The 20,570-nt window shown below is 69.9% G+C and carries 21 protein-coding genes; 11 read left to right on the forward strand and 10 right to left on the reverse strand.

What is annotated here, in order from left to right; translation table 11 throughout:
* The first annotated feature begins 8 nt into the window (after positions 1-8).
* The 11 genes from RMP09_RS09615 (at position 9) to RMP09_RS09665 (ending at position 11,710) form a co-directional block, all read left to right on the forward strand.
* Entirely contained in the window at positions 9-1,064 is a 1,056-nt protein-coding gene (locus RMP09_RS09615) for an acyl-CoA dehydrogenase family protein (protein ID WP_310565760.1), read from the forward strand.
* Positions 1,065-1,077: 13 nt separating this feature from the next.
* Positions 1,078-3,186: an acetate--CoA ligase family protein gene (locus tag RMP09_RS09620; protein ID WP_310565761.1), complete on the forward strand. Its 2,109-nt coding sequence runs from the start codon at positions 1,078-1,080 to the stop codon at positions 3,184-3,186.
* Between the two features lie 12 nt (positions 3,187-3,198).
* Positions 3,199-3,975 (forward strand): enoyl-CoA hydratase/isomerase family protein, encoded by a 777-nt coding sequence (locus RMP09_RS09625; protein ID WP_310565762.1) that lies wholly within the window; start codon positions 3,199-3,201, stop codon positions 3,973-3,975.
* A 21-nt stretch (positions 3,976-3,996) separates the two neighbouring features.
* Positions 3,997-4,629 (forward strand): TetR/AcrR family transcriptional regulator, encoded by a 633-nt coding sequence (locus tag RMP09_RS09630; RefSeq protein WP_310565763.1) that lies wholly within the window; start codon positions 3,997-3,999, stop codon positions 4,627-4,629.
* Positions 4,630-4,658: 29 nt separating this feature from the next.
* Positions 4,659-6,314 (forward strand): NAD(P)/FAD-dependent oxidoreductase, encoded by a 1,656-nt coding sequence (locus tag RMP09_RS09635; protein ID WP_310565764.1) that lies wholly within the window; start codon positions 4,659-4,661, stop codon positions 6,312-6,314.
* Positions 6,315-6,318: 4 nt separating this feature from the next.
* Positions 6,319-7,593 (forward strand): DUF1254 domain-containing protein, encoded by a 1,275-nt coding sequence (locus RMP09_RS09640; protein ID WP_310565765.1) that lies wholly within the window; start codon positions 6,319-6,321, stop codon positions 7,591-7,593.
* Between the two features lie 261 nt (positions 7,594-7,854).
* Positions 7,855-8,382, forward strand: a complete 528-nt coding sequence (locus tag RMP09_RS09645) for a cupin domain-containing protein (RefSeq protein ID WP_310565791.1) — start codon at positions 7,855-7,857, stop codon at positions 8,380-8,382.
* 35 nt (positions 8,383-8,417) lie between these two features.
* Entirely contained in the window at positions 8,418-9,383 is a 966-nt protein-coding gene (locus RMP09_RS09650) for a VOC family protein (protein ID WP_310565766.1), read from the forward strand.
* Positions 9,384-9,425: 42 nt separating this feature from the next.
* The gene (locus RMP09_RS09655; protein ID WP_310565767.1) at positions 9,426-9,650 is read left to right on the forward strand and encodes a recombinase-like helix-turn-helix domain-containing protein; all 225 of its coding nucleotides are present in this window, start codon (positions 9,426-9,428) and stop codon (positions 9,648-9,650) included.
* A 39-nt stretch (positions 9,651-9,689) separates the two neighbouring features.
* Positions 9,690-10,721 carry an aromatic ring-hydroxylating dioxygenase subunit alpha gene (locus RMP09_RS09660; RefSeq protein WP_310565768.1) on the forward strand — a complete coding sequence of 344 codons (1,032 nt, stop codon included), beginning with the start codon at positions 9,690-9,692 and terminating at the stop codon, positions 10,719-10,721.
* Between the two features lie 23 nt (positions 10,722-10,744).
* Positions 10,745-11,710: a PDR/VanB family oxidoreductase gene (locus tag RMP09_RS09665; RefSeq protein WP_310565769.1), complete on the forward strand. Its 966-nt coding sequence runs from the start codon at positions 10,745-10,747 to the stop codon at positions 11,708-11,710.
* Positions 11,711-11,737: 27 nt separating this feature from the next.
* Here RMP09_RS09665 and RMP09_RS09670 read toward each other — a convergent pair whose 3' ends face one another.
* The 10 genes from RMP09_RS09670 to RMP09_RS09715 all read right to left on the reverse strand — a co-directional run bounded on the left by RMP09_RS09670 (position 11,738) and on the right by RMP09_RS09715 (position 20,570).
* The gene (locus RMP09_RS09670; RefSeq protein ID WP_310565770.1) at positions 11,738-11,926 is read right to left on the reverse strand and encodes a hypothetical protein; all 189 of its coding nucleotides are present in this window, start codon (positions 11,924-11,926) and stop codon (positions 11,738-11,740) included.
* Entirely contained in the window at positions 11,926-13,065 is a 1,140-nt protein-coding gene (locus RMP09_RS09675) for an FAD-dependent monooxygenase (protein WP_310565771.1), read from the reverse strand. The genes RMP09_RS09670 and RMP09_RS09675 overlap by 1 nt, the downstream gene beginning before the upstream one ends.
* A 17-nt stretch (positions 13,066-13,082) precedes the next feature.
* Positions 13,083-13,865: an SDR family oxidoreductase gene (locus tag RMP09_RS09680; protein WP_310565772.1), complete on the reverse strand. Its 783-nt coding sequence runs from the start codon at positions 13,863-13,865 to the stop codon at positions 13,083-13,085.
* 128 nt (positions 13,866-13,993) lie between these two features.
* Complete coding sequence (locus RMP09_RS09685; RefSeq protein ID WP_310565773.1) at positions 13,994-14,431, reverse strand: Rid family hydrolase; 438 nt, start codon at positions 14,429-14,431, stop codon at positions 13,994-13,996.
* Entirely contained in the window at positions 14,428-14,769 is a 342-nt protein-coding gene (locus RMP09_RS09690; protein WP_310565774.1) for a hypothetical protein, read from the reverse strand. The genes RMP09_RS09685 and RMP09_RS09690 overlap by 4 nt, the downstream gene beginning before the upstream one ends.
* A 4-nt stretch (positions 14,770-14,773) precedes the next feature.
* Entirely contained in the window at positions 14,774-15,763 is a 990-nt protein-coding gene (locus RMP09_RS09695; protein ID WP_310565775.1) for a tripartite tricarboxylate transporter substrate binding protein, read from the reverse strand.
* 11 nt (positions 15,764-15,774) lie between these two features.
* Positions 15,775-17,247, reverse strand: coding sequence for an aldehyde dehydrogenase (locus RMP09_RS09700; RefSeq protein ID WP_310565776.1), 1,473 nt, complete (start codon positions 17,245-17,247; stop codon positions 15,775-15,777).
* 8 nt (positions 17,248-17,255) lie between these two features.
* Positions 17,256-18,044, reverse strand: a complete 789-nt coding sequence (locus RMP09_RS09705; RefSeq protein ID WP_310565777.1) for an aspartate dehydrogenase — start codon at positions 18,042-18,044, stop codon at positions 17,256-17,258.
* A gap of 22 nt (positions 18,045-18,066) precedes the next feature.
* On the reverse strand, positions 18,067-19,725 hold the full coding sequence (locus RMP09_RS09710; protein ID WP_310565778.1) for a thiamine pyrophosphate-binding protein: 1,659 nt from the start codon (positions 19,723-19,725) through the stop codon (positions 18,067-18,069).
* On the reverse strand, positions 19,722-20,570 hold the full coding sequence (locus RMP09_RS09715) for an IclR family transcriptional regulator (protein WP_310565779.1): 849 nt from the start codon (positions 20,568-20,570) through the stop codon (positions 19,722-19,724). Before RMP09_RS09715 ends, RMP09_RS09710 begins: the two co-directional genes overlap by 4 nt.

The following is a 20,570-nucleotide window of genomic DNA, read 5'->3' on the forward strand; positions in this document are numbered from 1 at the left end:
AGCCCGACATGCAGTTCAGCGCAGACACGATGTTTCCCGGCGACCTCTTCGAGGCCGCCACCCGTTTTGCCGCCGACACGCTCGCGGCCGGCGACCGCGCCAACGCCTGGCAGCAGGCGGTGGCCATGGGCTGGCCGGCGCTGCTCGTCGACGAGGCGCGCGGTGGCGCCGGCGGCACGCTGGCCGACCTCGGCGCGGTGATCGAGGGCTGCGCCCGTCATCCGGTGGGCCTGCCGCTGGTGCGCCGCTGCGCCCAGGCGCCGGCGCTGCTGATGGCCGCAGGCAGCGCCGGCGCAGACGACACGCTGCGCGCGCTGTGCGCCGGGCAGGTCGACCTGGACGTGGTCGATGCGCCGGCGCTCACTGTCACCGCGCTGGCCGATGGCGGTGTGCGCCTGGACGGCGTGCTGGAAGGGGTGGACGCCGCACTGCCCTTCACCCATGTGCTGGTGAGCGCTGGCGCGTTGCTGCTGCTGGTGCCGCAGGACGCGCTGCCGGCGCCGACGGCGCGCTTCGTCGGCATCGACGGGGCGCAGATCGCCGACCGCGTGCTGTCCGGTCTGCTGTTGCCGGCCTCCGCGGTGCTGCAGCGGGGTGAGGCCGCGAGCAGCGCTGCCGCCATCGCGCAGGACCTGGCCATCTTCGCCACCACGCTGGACATGGCGGCCACGCTGGGCGCCACGATCGAGCAGTGCATCGCCTACCTCAGCACGCGGGTGCAGTTCGGTGTGGCGCTGGCCACCTTCCAGGTGCTGCGGCACAAGGTGGTGGAAATGTACGTGGACTACGAAAGCGCCAGCGTGCTGCTGGCGCGCCTGGTGGCCGACACCGTGGTCACCGGCCGGCTCGCCGCGCGCGACGTGGCGCTGTGCAAGCTGTACCTCAACGAACTGGCGCGTCGCGGGGCCGAGGCCTCGATCCAGCTGCACGGCGGCATGGGCCTGACCGCCGAACTGCCCGCCGGACGCCTGGCGCGGCGCCTGCTGTGTGCCGGGTTCGCGCAAGGCGACCGGCTCACCCAGCTGGCGCGCCTCGCCACCGAACCCACCGCGGCGCGCCTCTGAGATCCTTCCGACCATGCATCCGCTGCACCCCTTCTTCCATCCGCGATCGGTCGCCATCATCGGCGCCTCGTCCGACCCTGAGCGCATCGGCGGCCGGCCGCTGCGGTTCCTCATCGAGGCGGGTTTCGCCGGCGCCCTCTACCCGGTCAACACCGCCGGTCATGCCGAGCTGCAGGGCCGGCGGGCGTACAAGACCGTCACCGACATCACCGAGCCGATCGACCATGCCATCGTCGCGGTGCCCCTGGCCGCGGTGGAGCAGGCCGTGGCCGACTGCGCGCGCCAGGGTGTCAAGGCGGTGCAGGTGTTCACCGCCGGTTTTGCCGAGGCAGGGCCCGAGGGCGCTGCGCTGCAGGGGCGCCTGGTCGAGATCGCGCGCGGCGCGGGCATGCGGCTGATCGGCCCCAATGCGCTGGGCCTGATCAACCCCGCCATCGGCCTGTTCGCCACCTTCTCCACCCTGCTCAACGGCCTCAAACCGGGTGCCGGCCGCATCGGCCTGGCCACCCAGAGCGGCGCGTTCGGCAGCGCCACCTACGGCGCCGCGGCCTTGCGCGGCCTGGGCCTGTCGGTGGCCGTGGCGACCGGCAACGAGGCCGACGTGGACGTGGCCGAGTGCATCGCCTACCTGGCGCAGGACCCCGGGACCCGTGTGATCTGCACCGCGCTGGAGGCCTGCCGGGACGGCGTCGCGTTGCGCGCGGCCTTGCTGGCGGCGGCCGATGCCGGCAAGCCCGTGGTGGCCATGAAGATCGGCCGCTCGGCCCTGGGCGCGGCCGCGGCCGCCACCCACACCGGCGGTCTGGCCGGCAACGATGCGGTGTTCGACGCCGTCCTGGAAGAATGCGGCGCGGTGCGCGCCTCCAGCATCGACGAAATGCTCGACATCGCCCAGTACTGCGATGCCGCCGCCCAGTTGCCGACGGGCCCGCGCATCGGCGTGGTCACCGGCTCGGGCGGCATCGGCGTGCTGATCGCCGACGAGGCCGAGCCGCTGGACCTCAGCTTGCCGCCGCTGCCCGAGAAGGCCTTGCGTGCCCTGCAGGCCGTGCTGCCGTTTGCGGTGCCGGCCAACCCTTTCGACACCACGGCCCAGGTCACCTCGGTGCCGCAGGGCATCGAGCGCACCGTGGGCGCCATGCTGGCCGAAGGGGGCTGTGACACCGTGATCGCCTACCTGGCGCACGCCGGTCTGTCGCCTCAGCGTTTTGCCGGCACGGAGGCTGCACTCGCCGCCCTGGCTGCGCAGCACCCGCAGCAGCAGCTGATGGTGGTCATGCTGGCCACACCCGAGGTGCAGCAGCGCCTGGCGGCGGCCGGCGTGGTGGTGTTCGCCGATGCCAGCCGGGCGGTGCGCGCGCTGGGTGCGGCCTGGTCGATGCGCCAGCGGCGCGCGGCGCTGCACCGCGTGGCGCCGCCCGTGCCCGCGGCCACGCCCCTGCCGGCGGTGGCCACCGAGGCGCAGGCCAAGGCCTGCCTGGCCGCGGCCGGGCTGCCGGTGCCCGCCGAACACGCCTGCGCCAACCGCGCGGCGGCGGTGCAGGCGGCCGACGCCATCGGCTATCCGGTGGTCGCCAAAATCCTCTCCGCCGACATCACCCACAAGACCGAGATCGGCGGCGTCATGCTCCATCTGGCGGACGCCGACGCCGTGGGCCAGGCTTTCGACGAACTGCTGCGCCGGGCCGCGTTGCACCGCCCCGACGCCCGCGTGGACGGCGTGCTGATCGCGCCCATGCTGCGCGGCGGCGTCGAGACCATTGCCGGCGTGGTGAACGATCCCACCTTCGGGCCGATGCTGATGTTCGGCCTGGGGGGCATCGCCACCGAGCTGTTCCGCGACGTCGCCTTCGCCTCCGCGCCGCTCACGCCTGCCCGCGCCAACGCCCTGATCGACCGCACCCGTGCCCGGCAGCTGCTGGCGGGCTGGCGCGGGGCGCCCGCGGCCGACCGCGCGGCCTTGGTGCAGGCACTGGTGAAGCTGTCCGAGTTCGCCGCGGCCCATGCCCACGAGCTGGCAGCGGTGGACATCAATCCCCTGGTGGTGCGCGAACACGGCTGCGCCTGCCTGGACGCCGTGATCGAACGGCGCAGCCCCCTTTCCCCATCTCCCACCCCCTGAACGCGAGGATTTATGAGCAACTGGAACACCCTGATCGTGGACGTGGCCGACCGTGTGGCGGTCGTGACCCTCAACCGGCCCCCCGTCAACGCGCAGAACGCCGAGATGCGCGACGAACTCACCGCTCTGTTCGACGAACTGAGCGACCGGGACGATGTGATGGCCGTGGTGCTGACGGGCAACGGCAAGGTCTTTTCCGCCGGCGCCGACATCCGCGAGCGCCCCAACCTGGGCACCACCCCCGGCGCCTACGGCCGCCACAACCGGCGCGTGCGCGAGACGCACAACGCCATCTCGGAATGCAGCAAGCCCATCATCGCCGCCGTCAACGGGGCGGCGCTGGGCGCGGGCTTCGGGCTGGTCATGGCGTCGGACATCTGGGTGGCCAGCGAGAACGCCTACTTCTCCATGCCCGAGATCAACGTCGGCCTTGCCGGGGGCGTGTCCTTCCTGCAGCGCATCTTTGGCCAGTCGCGGGCGCGCCGCATGTTCTTCACCGGCATGCAGGTCAGCGCGCAGGAGATGTACCGCCTCGGCCTGATCGAGGCCTGCCTCCCGCCCGACGAGCTGATGCCCTACGCCATGGGCATCGCCCACGAGATCGCCAGCAAGTCGCCGGTGGCCGTTCGCCTGGCCAAGGAAGCCGCCCGCATGACCGAGGTGATGCCGCTGCGTGACGCCTACCGCTACGAGCAGAGCAACACCGTGGCCCTGTCCAAGACCGAAGACGCCCGCGAGGCGCAGATGGCCTTCCTGGAAAAGCGCAAGCCGGTCTACAAGGGCCGCTGAAGTCTGCGCGAAGATCTCGCCATGACGACCGAAACCACCACCCACGACTTGTCCGATGGCCGGGAAGCCCAGCTCCTGTCCATTGCCCGCCAGCTTTTTGCACGCAAAGGCTATGACGCGACCTCGCTGCGCGACATCGCCGAGGCGGCCCAGATCACCAAGGCCGCGCTGTACTACTACTTCCCCAACAAGGACACGCTGTACGAGCGCGTGGTCATCGAGTCGATGGCGTCCTTGCTGGCCGAGGTGCAGGCGGCGGTGGGGCGGGCCCACACACCCACCGAGAAGGTCCGGGCGTTCTTGCGGGCGTCGGCCGAATCGATGGAGCAGCGGCGCGACCAGTGGGTGGCGGGTTCCAACGCGTTCTGGCAGGCGGGTGCGACCGGTCGGCGGGGGCTCGCGCTGCAGCACCGCGACGACTACGAGCACCTGCTGCGCCAATGCATCACCGACGGCATCACCAGCGGCGAACTGCGCCCGGTGGACCCCGCCATCGCTGGACGCCTGCTGCTGTCCGGCCTCAACCAGATGGCCCGCTGGCACCGCCCCGGGGGCGACCTGCGCGCCAACGAGGTGATCGACCAGTACCTGGACATCGTCCTGATGGGCCTGATCAACCGCGCCGGACCGCCTGCCAGGCCGCCCGGGGCCTGAACACGACACACACCCGAGAGGAGACCACCATGACCCCTGCCCGCACCGCCGCTGCCGAACGACCCTTGCTCGACGTGATCGTCGTCGGGGCCGGATTCGGCGGCCTCTATGCCACCTACAAGTTCCGCGAGATGGGACTGTCGATCCAGTGCTTTGAGGCTGGCGGCGATGTGGGGGGCGTCTGGTACTGGAACCGCTACCCGGGTGCCCGTGTGGACCTGCCCAGCATCGACTACAGCTTCGGCTTCTCCCGCGAGGTCGAGCAGGAATGGACCTGGTCGGAGTACTTCGCCGCGCAGCCGGAGCTGATGCGCTATTTCGACTTCGTCGCCACGCGGCTGGATCTGCGCAAGCACTACCGCTTCAACACCCGGGTGCAGCGCGCCGAGTGGGACGAAGACCGTGCGCGCTGGGTGGTCACCACCCAGTCGGGCGAGGTGTATGAGGCCCGCTACTGCGTGATGGCCACAGGGCCGTTGTCGGTGCCGCGCGACCCCGACATCCCGGGGCTGGACAAGTTCAAGGGCGAGCTGTACCGCGCGGCCAAATGGCCGCACCAGCCGGTGAGCTACGCCGGCAAACGGGTGGCGGTGCTGGGCACGGGCTCCACCGGCATCCAGATCGTGCAGGAGGTCGGGCCGCAGGCGGGCGAACTGTTCGTGCTGCAGCGCACGCCGAGCTTCACCATGCCCATGCGCAATTTCCCGCTCACGCCCGAGTACACGGCCGAGGTCAAGCGCCACTACCCCGGCCTGCGCGAGGCCGCGCGCAACAGCCCGGCCGGTGGCCTGCGCCCGGCCAGCACGCGCGCCTTCTTCAGTGTGCGGCCCGAAGAACGCCAGAGCCTGCTGGAAGACGCCTGGCAGCGCGGCGGTCTGGCCATGCTGGGCACCTTCTCGGACCTGCTGTTCAACGAAGAGGCCAACGAACAGGTGGCCGAGTTCATCCGCGGCAAGATCGGCGAGGTGGTGAAGAACCCCGCCACCGCCGAGGCTCTCAAGCCGCGCGGCTACCCGGTGTTCGCGCGCCGGCCCTGCCTGGATTCGAGCTACTACGAGACCTACAACCTGCCGCATGTGCACCTGGTCGACCTGACCCAGGAGCCCATCGTCGAGATCACCGAGCGCGGCGTGAGAGTCGGTTCAGGTGGCGCCACGCGCGAGATCGAGCTGGACATGCTGATCCTGGCCACCGGCTACGACGGCCTCACCGGCGCGCTCACCGCCTTTGATGTGGTGGGCAAGCGCGGGGAAACCGTCAACCAGAAGTGGAAAGACGGTGCGCACTCCTACTTGGGGCTGATGCTCGAAGGCTTCCCCAACCTCTTCATGACCACCGGCCCCACCGGCCCGGCGGCGCTGGCCAACATCGTGCGCATCAGCGAGAACGATGTCGACTGGATCGCCGCGGTGATGACCCACATGGACCAGAACGCCCTGGCCAGCGTGGAGCCCACCCAGGCGGCCGAAGACGCCTGGATGGAACTCGTGCGCACGATGGCGCAGCGCTCGCTGCTGTCCAAGGCCAAGACCTGGTACGTGGGGGCCAACGTGGCGGGCAAGGCCCAGGGCCTGACGCTCTACACCGGCGGATTCCCGAAATACCGCGAGCACTGCACCCAGGTCATGCAGCGCGGCTGGAACGACCTGAGCTTTGTGCCCGCCCGGGTCGCGGTGGAGGCCTGAGTCCATGGGGGTGACGGCCGGCGCGGTGGCGTCGGCCTTCGAATACGCCTACCCGCTGTTCGCACTGGCCCGCACACGCTGGCGTGCCGTCGGCGACACGGGCAACCCGCAGCGGCACGCGCCCAACACGCTGCAGCACATCCGCCAGCTCAGCGATGCGCGTTCGCGCTGGATCACGGCGCCCAACAACGACACGCTGTACGCCAACGCCTGGCTGGACCTCAGCCAGGGGCCGGTCCGCATCTCGATGGGCGAGCAGCCCGCGGGCCGGTACTGGTCCGTTGCCTTGATGGACGCGTTCACCAACCACTTCGGCCTGCTGGGGCAGCGTCTGGACGGGACCGGCCCGGTGGATGTGTTCATCGTCGGGCCGTCCCACCGGGGTCTGGCCCTGCCGGGGCGCACCGTGGTGGCGCCGGGGGACGACGCCTGGCTGTTTGCCCGCTTCCTGGTCGAGGGGCCGCACGATCTGCCGCTGGCCCATGCCATGCAGGACCGGCTGGCGGTGCATGGGCCGGGTGACTCCCCCTGCGTGCACCGGTCGGTGCCGGTTCGGGCGACCGATCCCGCCAACTTTCTGGCCGTGGTCAACGAGGCGCTGGGGCGCAACCCCGTCCCGCCCGAAGACGGGCCTTTGCTGGCGGCCTGGTGGCCGCTGGGCCTGCGCCCTGGCGAAAGCGATGTCTGGGCGCGCCTGGACGGCGCCACACAGCGGTCCTGGCAGGCGAACGTGGACGCCGCGTTGGACCGGGTGCGCCGCTTCGGCACCCAGGACCGGCGCAACATCCAGGGCTGGATCGCATCCGACCAGCACATCGGCAACTTCGGAAGCCACCACGGTTTGCGTGCCTCGGTCGCGCTCGGGGGGCTGGGCGCCCTGGCGCCCGAGGAGGCGATGTACTTCGTGAAGTACGACGACGCCGAGGGCGAGGTGCTGGATGGGCAGCACAACTACGAACTGCGCATCCCCGCGGCCGGCATTGCCGTCGATTGGTTCTGGTCGTTCACGCTGTATGCGCCCCAGGCCGATGGCCAGCGCTTCCTGTACGACAACGAGATCGATCGCTACTCGATCGGCAGCCGCACCCGGGGGCTGCGGTACCGGCCGGACGGGTCGCTGGTGATCAGCGTCCGGCACACGGCGCCGGCGGATCCGGACGCCCGGGCCAACTGGCTGCCCGCGCCCCGGGCGCGGTTTCAGATCGCCTTGCGGGCCTACCTGCCGCGGCCGGCGTTGCGTTCCGGTGCGGTGCCGATGCCCGGGGTGTTCAAAGCCTGATGGACGGCACCCCCGCCGCTGCGGCCGCGGCTGCGGGACCTGTCGTTCTGCGCGGCGTCCTGGCATCGGGCGTCCCCATGCCGCGGGCCAGGCCGTGCGTCCAGCCCATCCGGTGTCGGATGCGATGGGGTGGGCCTCAACAGTTCAGTGAATCACTCGGGATTTGATGGACGCTTGACGTGCGCATGTCCTGCCTCTACGATTCAGCTGTTTCCCAAACGAAACATCAGTTCACATACGAAACATGAAGGTCGCGTGACGATGCCTACCGAGCCCATCCCTTCTGCCCGATACCAACCCCCCGTCGGCATGAACCTGGCCGACTGGATGTGTTCCCGCGTGGCGACCCGTGCCACGCGGCGTTACGACTGGGACGCCCTGAAGTTCCAGGCCGACCTGGACCCCCGGTACCGGCGCGCGCAGATGCGTTACGTCGGGACCGGGGCCACCGGCGTCACCAGCGACGAGAACACGGTGCCCGCCGAGCACTTCACCTTCTCGACCATGATCCTGCCGGCCGGGGCTGAGGGCCCGCTGCATATCCACACCGATGTCGAGGAAGTGTTCTTCGTGCTGCGTGGACGGGTCAAACTGATCGCCGAACTCAACGGCGAGACCTGGGCAATGGAAGCCGGCGAACGGGACCTGATCTCCTGGCCGGTGGGCGTCTACCGCGGCGTGATCAACATCGGCGACGAAGAGGCCCTGATGTGTGTGATCGTGGGCAACCCCAAGCCCGTCACACCCACCTACCCGCCCGACCACCCGCTGGCCCAGGTCAAGCGCTGAGCGGGACCCGGCCGCCTCCATCGGAATCCGTATCCATGAACATCCTAGGCATTGACCAGATCACCTTCGGCGCACAGGACCTGCCCACCTGCCGCCGCTTCTTTGCCGACTGGGGCCTGACCCTGGTGGACGAGGACCCGCAGCAACTGGTCTTCGAATCGCTCAACGGCTGTCAGGTGGTGGTGGCGCACAGCGACAAGCCCGGCTTGCCTGCCGGGGTCGAGCCCGACCCGACCTTGCGCGAAGTGGTCTGGTGCGTGGCCGATGCGGCGGCGCTCGACGTCCTGCGCACGCGCCTGCGCGGCCAGCCCGGTTTTGTGGACGACGGCGCGCGCATCGGCTGCACCGACCCCAACGGGCTGGCGGTGCGGGTGCAGGTCACCCGCAAGCGCCCGGTTGAGCTGGCCGCGGCGGTGAGCAACACCTGGACCGAACGCAAGCGCATCAACCAGCCCGCGCCGGCCTACGACCGTGCCACGCCGGTCGAAGTGGGCCATGTGGTGTTCTTCGTGGCCGATCTGGCGGCCACCACCGCGTTCTACGAACAGTGCCTGGGTTTCGTGGTGTCGGACCGCTACCCCGGCCGCGGCGCCTTCATGCGCTGCGCACCCGAAGGGGGCCACCACGACCTGTTCCTGCTGCAACCACCGGTGCCGCGCAAGGGTCTGAACCACGTCGCCTTCACCGTGCGCGATCTGCACGAGGTCATCGGCGGGGGCATGCACATGTCCCGCCAGGGCTGGAAGACCGAACTTGGCCCGGGCCGGCACCCGGTCTCGTCGGCCCTGTTCTGGTACTTCGAGAGCCCGGCGGGCGCGCTGGTGGAGTACTACACGGACGAAGACGAGCTGACAGGCGACTGGCAGCCGCGCGACTTCACCCCCGGCCCCACGGTGTTCGCCGAATGGGCCATCAAGGGCGGCATCGATGGCCACACGCGCCGCCAGCTCAACGCCGAAGCGCCCAGCGGGCGCTTCATGACCGACAAACCCAAGGCCTGACCGGCCGCTCTTTGCTTTTTCACCGTCTGACGGAGACACACCATGCGCACCCCGGAGCTCTACAACGAAACCCACCAGTCCCGTACCGCGCCGCCCACGGCCTACGAAAGCCTGCTCGGCGATTCGATCGAACGGGCGTTTGCGCAGGGCATCCACGACCTGGCCGGCCTGGTGGCCTACCTGAACACCGCCGGCCCGGCCGGCCCCAATGGCCAGCCCTGGACCGAGCAGAGCTACTGCCAGGAAATGGCCCGCCTGGGCGCCTGAGGCGCCCCCCCACCCGATCACCGCGACAGGAGAACACCGATGAACACCGCCGTTGTCAACGTCCAGCTCGATCCCGCAGATGCCGTCCTGGAAGAGGGCCTCAAAGACCTCTGGTACCCGGTCTGCCCGTCCAGCTTCGTGAAGGAAAGCCCGGTCTCGCTGCGCCGCCTGGGCTACAAGATCGCGCTCTGGCGCGACCAGGCCGGCAAGGTCCACGCGCTGGAAGACCACTGCCCGCACCGCGGCGCGCCGCTGTCGCTGGGCGTGATCCTGGGCGACCGCATCGCCTGCCCCTACCACGGCGTGGAGGTGCGCTGCGACGGCACCGTCACCCGCGTGCCGGGCAGCCCGGGCTGCAAGCTCGAAGGCTCGCGCCCGACGCGGACCTTCCACACCGCCGAGAGCAACGGCGCCATCTTTCTCTACAACGCCAGCCACCCGGCGCTGGACGAAGCCCCGCCGCTGCGCCTGCCCGAGCAGCTGACCTCGCCCGAGTGGAGCTCCTTCCTCTGCTACACCGAATGGGGCGGCGACTACCGCTACGTGGTGGACAACGTGATGGACCCGATGCACGGCGTGTACCTGCACAAGCAGTCGCACACCATGAGCGAAGGCGAGAACACCGCCGAGTTCCAGATCCGCGAGGTCGAGAACGGCTTCATCTTCGAGAAGAAGGGCCAGCGCGGCGTCAACTTCGACTGGACCGAATGGCTGGACCTGGGCATCCACGTGATGCGGCTGGAGATCCCCTACCCCAAGACCGGCGGCCCCGGCGGCAACTTCACCATCATCGGCAGCTACACGCCCATCAACCCCCGTGCGGCCGGCGTCTTCCACTGGCGCTGCCGCAAGGTCGACGGCTGGCAGCGCGACACCTGGCGCTTCCTGTACAAGAACCGGCTGGAGCAGCGCCACTGGAACGTGCTGGAACAGGACCGCGTGGCGGTGGAGAACATGGAACCCGACGCCAACCAGCGCGAGCACCTGTACCAGCACGACATGGGCATCGTGCGCCTGCGCCGCCACCTGCGCAGCCTGGCCGCCCGACAGCTGGAGCAACCCCTGCGCTGATACCGTCCACCACAGAGCACACGATGAGCAACGCCACCCCCTTGCAGGCCTGGGTCCACACACTGCGTTTCGAGGCCGACGACGTCATCAGCGTCGATCTCCGCCCGGTGGAGGGCACCGCGTTCCCGGCCTTCGAGGCGGGTTCGCACATTGACCTGCACCTGCCCAACGGGCTGGTGCGCAGCTACTCGCTGTTCAACGACAGCCGCGAGCGCCACCGCTACGTGGTGGGGGTGCTCAAGGACCGCGCCAGCCGCGGCGGCTCGCGCTGTGTGCACGAGCAGCTGCGCGTCGGGATGCGCCTGACCATCGGTGCGCCGCGCAACAACTTCCCGCTGCACGAGGACGCCAGCCACTCGGTGCTGATCGCGGGCGGCATCGGCGTCACGCCGGTGCTGTGCATGGCCCGGCGGCTGCAGGCACTGGGCCGCAGTTTCGAGTTTCTGTACTTCGCGCGCTCGCGCCGCAGCGCCGCCTTCATCGCCGAGATCGAGGCCTTGTGCGCCCCGGTGACCTGGCACTTCGACGACGAGCAAGGCGGGCCGCCCGACCTGACCGCGCTGCTGGGGCGCCGCGCGCCATCGGCCACCGAGCATTTCTACGCCTGCGGTCCCGCCGTGATGCTCGACAGTTTCGAGAAGACCTGTGCCGCCCTGGGGCACACCCAAGCGCACATCGAACGTTTCACCGCGGTGGAGGTGGCGGCCGCGGCCGATGCAAAGCAGCGCTTCACCGTGGAACTGCGTCGCAGCGGAAAGACCTTCGAGGTCACCCCCGAGACCAACCTGCACCAGCGGCTGATCGACATCAAGGCCAACGTGCCCTTCAGTTGCGAGGAGGGCATCTGCGGCTCCTGCGAGACGCGTGTGCTCGAAGGCGAGATCGACCACCGCGACTCGGTGCTCACCGACGCCGAACGCGCCACCAACAGTTCCATGATGGTCTGCGTCTCGGGCTGCAAGAGCGCGCGGCTGGTGCTGGACCTCTGAGCCACACCTGAGCCTGGGCCGCAGGTCTCAGGCCGAGGCGGTGGGGTAGGGGCTGTTGTCGGCGCTGGCCAGCCAGGCGCGCGCCAGCACGGTGAGCGCGATGTCGGTGGTCTGGGTCAGGGCCTCGACGGTCTGCCCGCCGCCAGGCCGTGCCGGGTCGCGCCAGATGAAGGGCACCCGCGTCAGCGGCGCGTGGTGCAGGCCGCCCTTGAACATCAGGCCGTGGGCAGGTCCACGTGCCAGGCGTCGTAGCCGTAGACCCAGTCGGCGTTGCCCTGGGTCTTCATCCACTGGTTGCCGCGGGAGCCGATCTGGATCTGCGCGGTGCGCTCGCGGCGGGCGTTCTCGTAGGTCTGGAGCGCTTGCACGGCCGCGGACCGGGTGGCGACGCCCGCCAGGCAACGGCCCAGCACCACCGCGTCTTCGATGGCCATGCCCGCACCCTGTGCCATGAAGGGCAGCATGGGGTGGCAGGCGTCGCCCAGCAGCGTGACCGTGCCCACCGACCACCGCGGCAGCGGCTCGCGTTCGTACAGTGCGCTCTTGAGCGTGCTGTCGCAGGCCGCCAGCAGGGCGCGGGCGTCGGGGTGGAAGTCCTGGTAGAAGCCGCGCAGTTCGTTCACGTCGCCTTCGCTGGTCCAGGACTCTTCGGTCCAGCTGTCCTGTCCGGTGGTGGCGAAGATGAAGGTCTCGCGGCCCTGGTTGAGCGGGAAGGTGACGATCTGGCTCTGCGGGTTCGGGCCCCACCACTTGGTGAAGGCCTCGATCTCGGGCACGTGCCGCACGCGTTCGGTGGGCACCACCGAACGGAACGAGACCACGCCGGTGAAGCGTGGCGACTCCTCGCCGAACAGCGCGGTGCGCACGCGCGAGTGGATGCCGTCGGCGCCCACCACCACGTCGAAGGTTTCGCTGTGGCCGTCTTCAAAGACCAGCTGCGCGCCCTGGTCGTTCTGTGCCAGCGTCTGGATCCGTTGGGCGAAGCGGATCTGCTCGAGCGGGAATTGCGCGGCGAGTGCGGCCAGGATGTCGGCGCGGTGGATGGTGACCTGCGGTGCGCCGTAACGCCGTTCGGCTTCGCCCGCCATGCCCAGGCGCGAGGTTTCCTGCCCGGTGTCCCAGTCGCGGCTGATGCGGAAGGTGGGCTGTGCCCCCAGACGCCGGATCGCCGCGCCGGCCCCCAGCCCGTCGATCGCACGCACGACATTGGGCGTGAGGTTGATGTCGGCGCCCACGCGCGAGAAGCCCCTGGCCTGCTCGAACACCGTGACGTCGTGGCCTTGCGCCTTGAGGGCGATGGCCGCCGCCAGCCCGCCCACGCCGCCGCCGGCGATACCGATCTTGAGTGCTGTCATGTGGATCTCCGGAAAGGTCAGAACACGCCGGGAAAAGAACCCCCGTCGAGCAGGATGTTCTGAGCGTTGATGTAGCCCGCGTGTGCGCTGCACAGGAACGCGCAGGTGCGGCCCAGCTCGTCGGGGGTGCCGAAGCGGCGTGCCGGGTGTTTGGCCAGGCGTGCCGCGCGCACCTGTTCCACCGTGTGGCCGTCGCGTTGTGCCTGGGCCGCGAAATTGCCGGCCAGCCGCGCCGTGTCGAAGGTGCCGGGCAGCAGGTTGTTGATGGTCACGCCCCGGGCCACGGTGCTGCGCGCCAGGCCGGCGACGAAGCCCGTCAGGCCGCTGCGGGCGCCGATGGACAGGCCCAGTCCGTCGACCGGCGACTTCACCGCGCTGGACGTGATGTTGACGATGCGGCCCCAGCCGCGCGCCATCATGCCGTCCACTGTGGCCTTGATGAGTTCGATGGGGGCGAGCATGTTGGCGTCGATGGCCCGGTACCAGGTGGCCTGGTCCCACTGGCGGAAGTCGCCCGGCGGCGGTCCGCCCGCGTTGGTCACGACGATGTCGAAGTCCGGGTGGGCGGCCAGGATGCGCGCGCGCCCTTCGGCGGTGGTCACGTCGGCGGCCACGCTGTCCACCGGTCCGGCGCCGGGCAGGGCCCGCAGGCGCTGCGCCGCCGCCAGCAGCGGTGCTTCGGTGCGCGCCACGATGACCACGTGCACGCCCTCGGCCGCCAGCGCCGCGGCGCAGGCGTGACCGAGTCCGGCGCTCGCGCCACAGACCAGCGCCTTCCTGTCCTTGATGCCCAGATCCATCTTCGTCTTCCTTGTGGCCGCGCGATCGGCGGCCTATGACATGTCCGGTTCGGCGGACGCCGCCGGTCTGGTGTGGCCAGACGGTGGGCGTCGCCCCCCGGGGGGTGGGGTGCTGCAGCGGGTGGGGGTCATGTCGTGCTCGTGCTCGTGCGCAGGTCCACGTCCAGACGGGCCCAGGCGTCGATCTCGACCCTGAGTTCGGGAAACACCAGGGCGCTGACCGCGACCAGGGTGGAGCAGGGGAGGTGATCGCCGAAGAACGCGCGCCGGGCGCGGCCCACCGCGTCTTTGTCGGCGATGTCGGTCACGTAGACCACGGTTTTGACGATGTTGTGCCGGTGGCCGCCCGCGGCCCGCAACAGCGCTTCGATCCGGCCCAGCACCACCAGCGTCTGTTCGCAGGCGTCCAGGGGCTGGCCGGCATCGGCCGCGCGCTGCGTGGCCGGGTGGGCGGTCTGGCCGGAGAGCACCACGTCGTTGCCGAAGCGCCAGCCGTTGGTCCAGTGGGCGTGCGGCAGATCGGGCGCCTCGGCGCAGGCGATGCGGTGGGGCACGGTCGCGTTCATTGCCCGCCGGCCTTCACACGCTCGACGATGCGCTCGCGCACCGGCACGAAATCGTAGGTGGGGTAGACCTCGGTCCGGAACACGCCCCAGGCCGAACGCTCCAGTTCCAGGTTCACCGCGCCCAGCCGGTGCGGCGGCACCTCCAGTGTGACGATCTGCCCCAGGCCCATGGCCACGGTCCAGGACACGACGCGCGTGCCCTCGACCGGAAAGTGGTCCCACCAGCCACTGTCTTTCAGGCGCGCCTGCACGTCGTCCAGCGTCAGCCCCGCATGGTGCTTGAGCACGATGGTCAGCAGAATCGTGGGGTCCGGGCTGGCGTCGTGGACGTGGTTCATGCGGTCATTCCAGGGTGATGGCCTTGGCCTTGATGACCTTGGCCCAGCCGGCCGTTTCGGCGCGGATGTGGGCGCCGAACTCGCCGGTCTTGAGGTTCCATTCGGCCAGCCCCTGGGCCTTGAGCTGTTCGCGCACGGCCGGCTGCGCCAGGGTCTCCTGCGCGTCGCGTGCGAGTTGCTCCACCACATCGGCCGGGGTGCCCGCGGGCGCCAGCACGCCGTACCAGGAGGTGACCACCACGCCGGCCACGCCCTGCTCGGCCAGCGTCGGGATCTCGGGGGCCACCGGTGACCGCACGGTGTCGGTGATGGCCAGGGCCCGCAGCCGCCCGCTTCTGATGTGTGGCAGCACCGCCGGGAGGTTGCTGAACATCAGCGGAACGGTGCCGGCCAGCACGTCGTTCATCGCTGGCGGGGTGCCCTTGTAGGGCACGTGCAGCAACTCGGTGCCGGTCTGCGCCTTGAACAGTTCGCCCGCCAGATGCAGGCCGCTGCCGATGCCCGGCGACGCGAACGACAGGCTGTCGGGTCTGGCCCGGGCGGCGTTGACCACGTCCTGCGCGGTCTTGAGGTCGGCGCCCGGGAAGGCCACCAGCACATTGGGCGTCTTGGCCAGCATGGCGACGGGCACGAAGTCCCGGTCCACGTTGAACGGGAACTTGGGCATCAGCGTGGGGTTGATGGTCAGGTTGCCCGCCGGGATGACCAGCAGCGTGTGGCCATCGGGCCGGGCGCGTTTGACCTTCTCCATGCCGATGTTGCCGGCCGCGCCGGGCAGGTTTTCCACCAGCGCCGGCTGGCCGTACTTTTTGCCCAGGCCGTCGGCCACGAGGCGGGCCAGCGTGTCCACCGGTCCGCCGGGCGGGAACGGCGCGACCAGGGTGAAGCGGTCGGCGGCCAGCGCCTTCTCGGCCGCGGACTGTGCCCACGCGGGTGCGCTGAGCAGCATCAGCGCCGTCAGCCCCGCGATCGAAAAAGTGCGTCGTGCCAACATGAATCCGTTCCTCAGGACAGGGCCCAGGGCATGGGCTGTTCGTTCAGGCCGATGTAGAAGCTCTTCTGGCTGGTGTATTCGAGGATGCCCAGGCGGCCCTTCTCCTGGCCATAGCCGCTCATCTTCACGCCGCTGAAGGGGGTGCTGATGGAGAACAGCTTGTAGGTGTTGACCCAGACCGTGCCGGTCTGCAGCGCGCGGCCGATGCGCCAGGCGTTCTTGAAGTCGCGCGTCCAGATGCCCGAGGCCAGGCCGAACATGTTGTCGTTGCACTGGGCGATCAGGTCGGCTTCGTCCTGCCAGGGCAGCAGGGCCAGCACCGGGCCGAAGATCTCTTCCTGGCACATGCGGGCGCTGTTGGGCAGGCCCTCGAACACGGTCGGCAGGTAGTAGCTGCCGGCGTCGTAGAAGCCACCGCGGGGGCGCTCGCCGCCGCACAACACGGTGCCGCCTTCGTCGCGGCCCAGTTGCACGTAGCGCTCGATGCTGGCGCGGTGGCCGAGGTTGACCAGCGGGCCCATCTGCGTGTCTTCGCTGGCCGGGTCGCCCACGCGCAGGCGTTTCACGCCGTCGAGCAGGCGGCGCTTGAATTCGTCGTAGAGGCTCACGTGCACGAAGGCGCGCGATCCGGCGATGCAGGACTCGCCCGAGGAACTGAAGATGCCGTAGAGCACCCCGGCCACGGCGTGGTCCAGGTCGGCATCGGGCATGACGATGGTGGGCGACTTGCCGCCCAGTTCCAGCGAGGTGGGCATGAGCTTCTCGGCCGCCAGGCGCTGGATGCCCAGGCCCACGGTGGTGCCGCCGGTGAAGGCGATGCGCTTGATCAGCGGGTGCTTGACCAGCGCGTCGCCGACCACGCTGCCCTTGCCGGGCAGCACGCTGACGATGCCGTCGGGCACGCCGGCCTGCTGACAAATCTTCGCCAGCTCGATGGCCATGCGGGGCGTGATCTCGGCCGGCTTGAACACCACCGCGCAACCCGCGGCCAGGGCGGGCGCGAGCTTCTGCGCCTCGCTGGCGATGGGGCTGTTCCAGGGGGTGATGGCGCCCACCACACCCAGCGGCTCGTGCACGCTCAGGCTCAGGTAGTCGCCGCGCGATGGCGTGACGGTGTCTTCCCAGGTCTCGGCGGCGGCGCCGAAGAACTGGAAGGTGCCGGCGGCGCTGGTCACCAGCGCGCGGCATTCCTTGATGGGCTTGCCGTTGTCCAGCCGCTGCAGCTGCGCCAGCGCTTCGGCGCGTTCGCGGATGCCCTGCGCCACGCGGTACAGGATGCCGGCGCGTTCGTGGTGCCTGAGCCCGGCCCAGGCGGGTTGCCGCCGTGCCTGCTCGGCCGCCAGCACGGCTTCGTCCACGTCGGCGGCGGTGGCGGCGTGCAGGCGCGCCACGGTGCTGCCGTCGTGCGGGTATTCGGTGGTGTATTCGGGGCCGGACGCATCGCGCCAGCGGCCGCCGATGTAGCTCTGCAGTGACTCGGTCATGGTCAGACTCAGATGGTCACGGCGGCGCCGCGGTTCTGCAGGAAGCGCAGCGCCGACAGCACCGTCAGGGCCGAGGTTTTGGGGTTGTCGGGCAGGGGCTTGCCCCGCATGGTGATCTGCATTTCACCGAACGCGCCGCGCACGTCGATTTCGTGGATGTTCTCGGTGACGGTCGGGTCGGCGATCAGGCGCACGCGGGTGGCGTCCAGGCCGAGACCGGCGAGCGATACGGTGGCCGCCACGTTGGCGTTCTTGGGATAGAGGTGGGCCGCTTCGCGCGCCGAACCTTCCAGGATCACGGTGGGTTCACGGATGCGGTCCAGATCGGTCACCTGCTCGGCCGGCGTGCCGCGCCAGCCGGCGGGCGGCTTGCGGCCGGTGTAGGTCACGCTGTCCAGTCCGGCGATGCGCGCGGCCGCCAGGGCGTCCACCCCGCCGATGGCGCCCGAAAGCAGGTGCACCTGGGTGCCACCGAGCGCGGCCGCAGTGGCCAGTCGCTCCGGCAGGCCGGGTTCGGCCAGGGCGCCCACCGACAGCACCGCGCATTCGATGCCACGCTCCAGCGCCGGCAGCACATGGTCCGTCAGCGCGGAGTGACCGGCACACTCCAGCACCAGATGCGTGCCGTGCGGCACGGCATCGACGACCAGAGCGGCGCCTTGCAAGACCTGCTCGGCCTGCGCGCGGTGTCCCTCGGGCACCACGACGTGTGTGATCCGCACGCCCGGGTGACCCGCCATGCGGGCAAACAGGGTGCGGCCAATCGCACCAAAACCGATCAGGGTGACGTTCTGCATGTGGGGCATTCCAGTGGTCGCGTCACTTCTTGGGGGGGCCGGCGAATTTGGCCGCGAAGGGGCCCCAGGCGTTCATGTCCACTTCCACCACCGCGGGGCCTTGCACCGCCATGGCCTCGCGCAGCGTGGCCGCCGTCGCGTCCGGATCGCGCAGGCGCCAGTGCGGCACCTGCATGGAGGCGCAGAACTGCGCGAAGTCGGGCGTGTGCAGGTCCACGTAGCAGTGGCGGCTGCCGTAGATGTCGTCCTGGATGTTGCGGATCACGCCGTAGCGCTGGTCGTTCATGACGATGAACAGCACATTGGCCTGCTCTTGCGCTGCGCAGGCCAGTTCGCCCACGTTCAGCATGAAGCCGCCGTCGCCGCACAGCGCCACGGTCTTGCGGCCCAGCCCGTGCTGCGTGTCGGCCACCGCCGCGCCAATGCCCATGGCCAGGCCCTGGCCGATGCCGCCGCCCAGGGCGTGCACCCCGGCGCGGGGGTGGTCCAGTGCCGGTTCGCGGTTGCCCCACATGGTGTTGGACAGGGTGATGTCGCGCACCCACCAGATGTTCTTGCGCGCCACTTCACCCAAGGCGTTCTTGAGCTTCACGTAGGGGCCGATCGCGCCATCGATCAGCGCGACCGCCTCACGCCGCGCCTGCTGCACGTCGTGTGCGAGCTCGGGGTCGATCTGCATGCGGCCTTCCAGCCGATCGGCCAGGGCGTTCAGCGTGAGCTGCGCGTCGCCCTGGATGAACCGTTCGCTGGTGTAGGCGCGGTTTTCGGCGAGGGGGTTGGCGTCGATCCGGTAACGCGTGGCCGGCAGGTGCAGCTGATAGGTCAGGGTCTCGTTGCTGCGCAGGCGCGATCCCACCACCAGCATCGCGTCCAGCGTTTCGTAAAAACGCTCGACGGGTTTTTGCAGGTTGTAGCTGCCCAGGGTCTGGGGGTGGTCTTCCGGCACCGTGCCACGCCCTTGAACCGAGGTGACGATGGCGAAGCCCATCTTCACGAAGCGTGCCGCCGCCGTGCTCGCGTGGCGCGCGCCGCCGCCCAACCAGAGCAGCGGGCGGCGGGCCTTGAGCAGGCGCTCGGCCAGCGCGTCCACCAACGCCATGTCTGGCTGCACCGGCGGCACCGCCACCGGGGCGATGTCGGCCGGCAGGTCCACCAGCATCTTCTGCACGTCGATCGGGATCTCGATACTCACCGGGCCGCAAGGCGGCGTCTGGGCCAAACGCACCGCTTCGCGCAGGGTGGCCAGTGCGGTCTCGGGGTTGCGGATGCGCAACGCGTCCTTGCCCACCGCCTTGAGCATGGCCAGTTGCGCCGGGTGCTCGTGGATGAAGCCCAGGTCGCGGTCCAGGAAGGGCGATTCGATCTGGCCCGTCAGATGCAGCAGGGGCGTGCCTGCGGTGATGGCTTCCACCAGCGCACCCGCGGCGTTGCCGCAACCGGTGCCCGTGCTGGTGACACACACCCCCAAGGTGCCGCTGACGCGGGCGTAGGCATCGGCCATGTTGCAGGCGCCCGCCTCACCACGCGCCGACACAAAGCGGATCTTCTGGCGCCGGTGGAAAGCGTCCAGGATGGGCATGTTGTGGATGGAGATCACGCCAAAGGCGGCCTGAACGCCACAGGCCTCCAGAAAGCGCGCGGCCAGTTCGCCGACGGTGATGCGGGTGGAAGACGTGCTCATGCGACTCGTTGGTTCGGGGGTTTGGAAGGCCATGCGCCCCGGCTGGGCACATGGCTGATGCGTTCGGTGAGCTGGGCGGCGGCCGCCTGGACCTGCTCGACCAGACCCGGCAGCTCGGTGTCATTCACGCGCTGGGCCGGCACGGCGATGCTGACGGCCGCCACCACTTCGCTGCGGTCGTTGAACACAGGGGCGCCGATGGTGGAAATGCCGGTCTCGAAGCCGCCCTGGCTCACGCCATGGCCCTCGACGCGGTGCTGCCCGATCAAGGTCAGCAATTGGTCCAGCGTGGTCGGCGTGCGGGAGGTGTAGGCCGGCAGCGGGTCTTCAGGGTAGAGCTGGCGCAGGCTGGCGCGGTCCAGGTTGGCCAGCAGGATGCGTCCCAGCACCGTGGCGTGCGCCGGCAGGCGCGCGCCCACCTGGATGGAATGAAACATCGCGTTGCGTCCGGCGGCCTTGGCGATGAACACCACTTCGCGCCCGTCGCGCACCACCAGGTGGGCCGAGTAGCCGCAGCGGTCGCGCAACTCCTCGATCACCGGGCGTCCGTGTTCGGTCAGCTCCATCGAGGCCAGGTATTCGAAGCCCAGGCGCAGCACGGCCAGGCCCAGCTTGTAGTTGCCGCTGTCGCCCACCCGCTCGACGAACCCCCCCTGCTCCAGCGTGTAGAGCATGCGGAACACCGAGGCCCGTGGCAGGTCGAGCCGGCGCGAGAGCTCGGCCCCTCCGAGCTCGCGGTCGTCGCGGCTGAATTGCATCAGCAGTTGCAGCCCGCGCTGCAGGGCGGGGACGGTGTAGCGGTCGTCGGCGGAAACAGGCGCAGCGGAAACGGTTTTGTCGTTCAT

This window comes from Hydrogenophaga sp. (assembly GCF_031426985.1).
Classification (GTDB): domain Bacteria; phylum Pseudomonadota; class Gammaproteobacteria; order Burkholderiales; family Burkholderiaceae_C; genus Hydrogenophaga.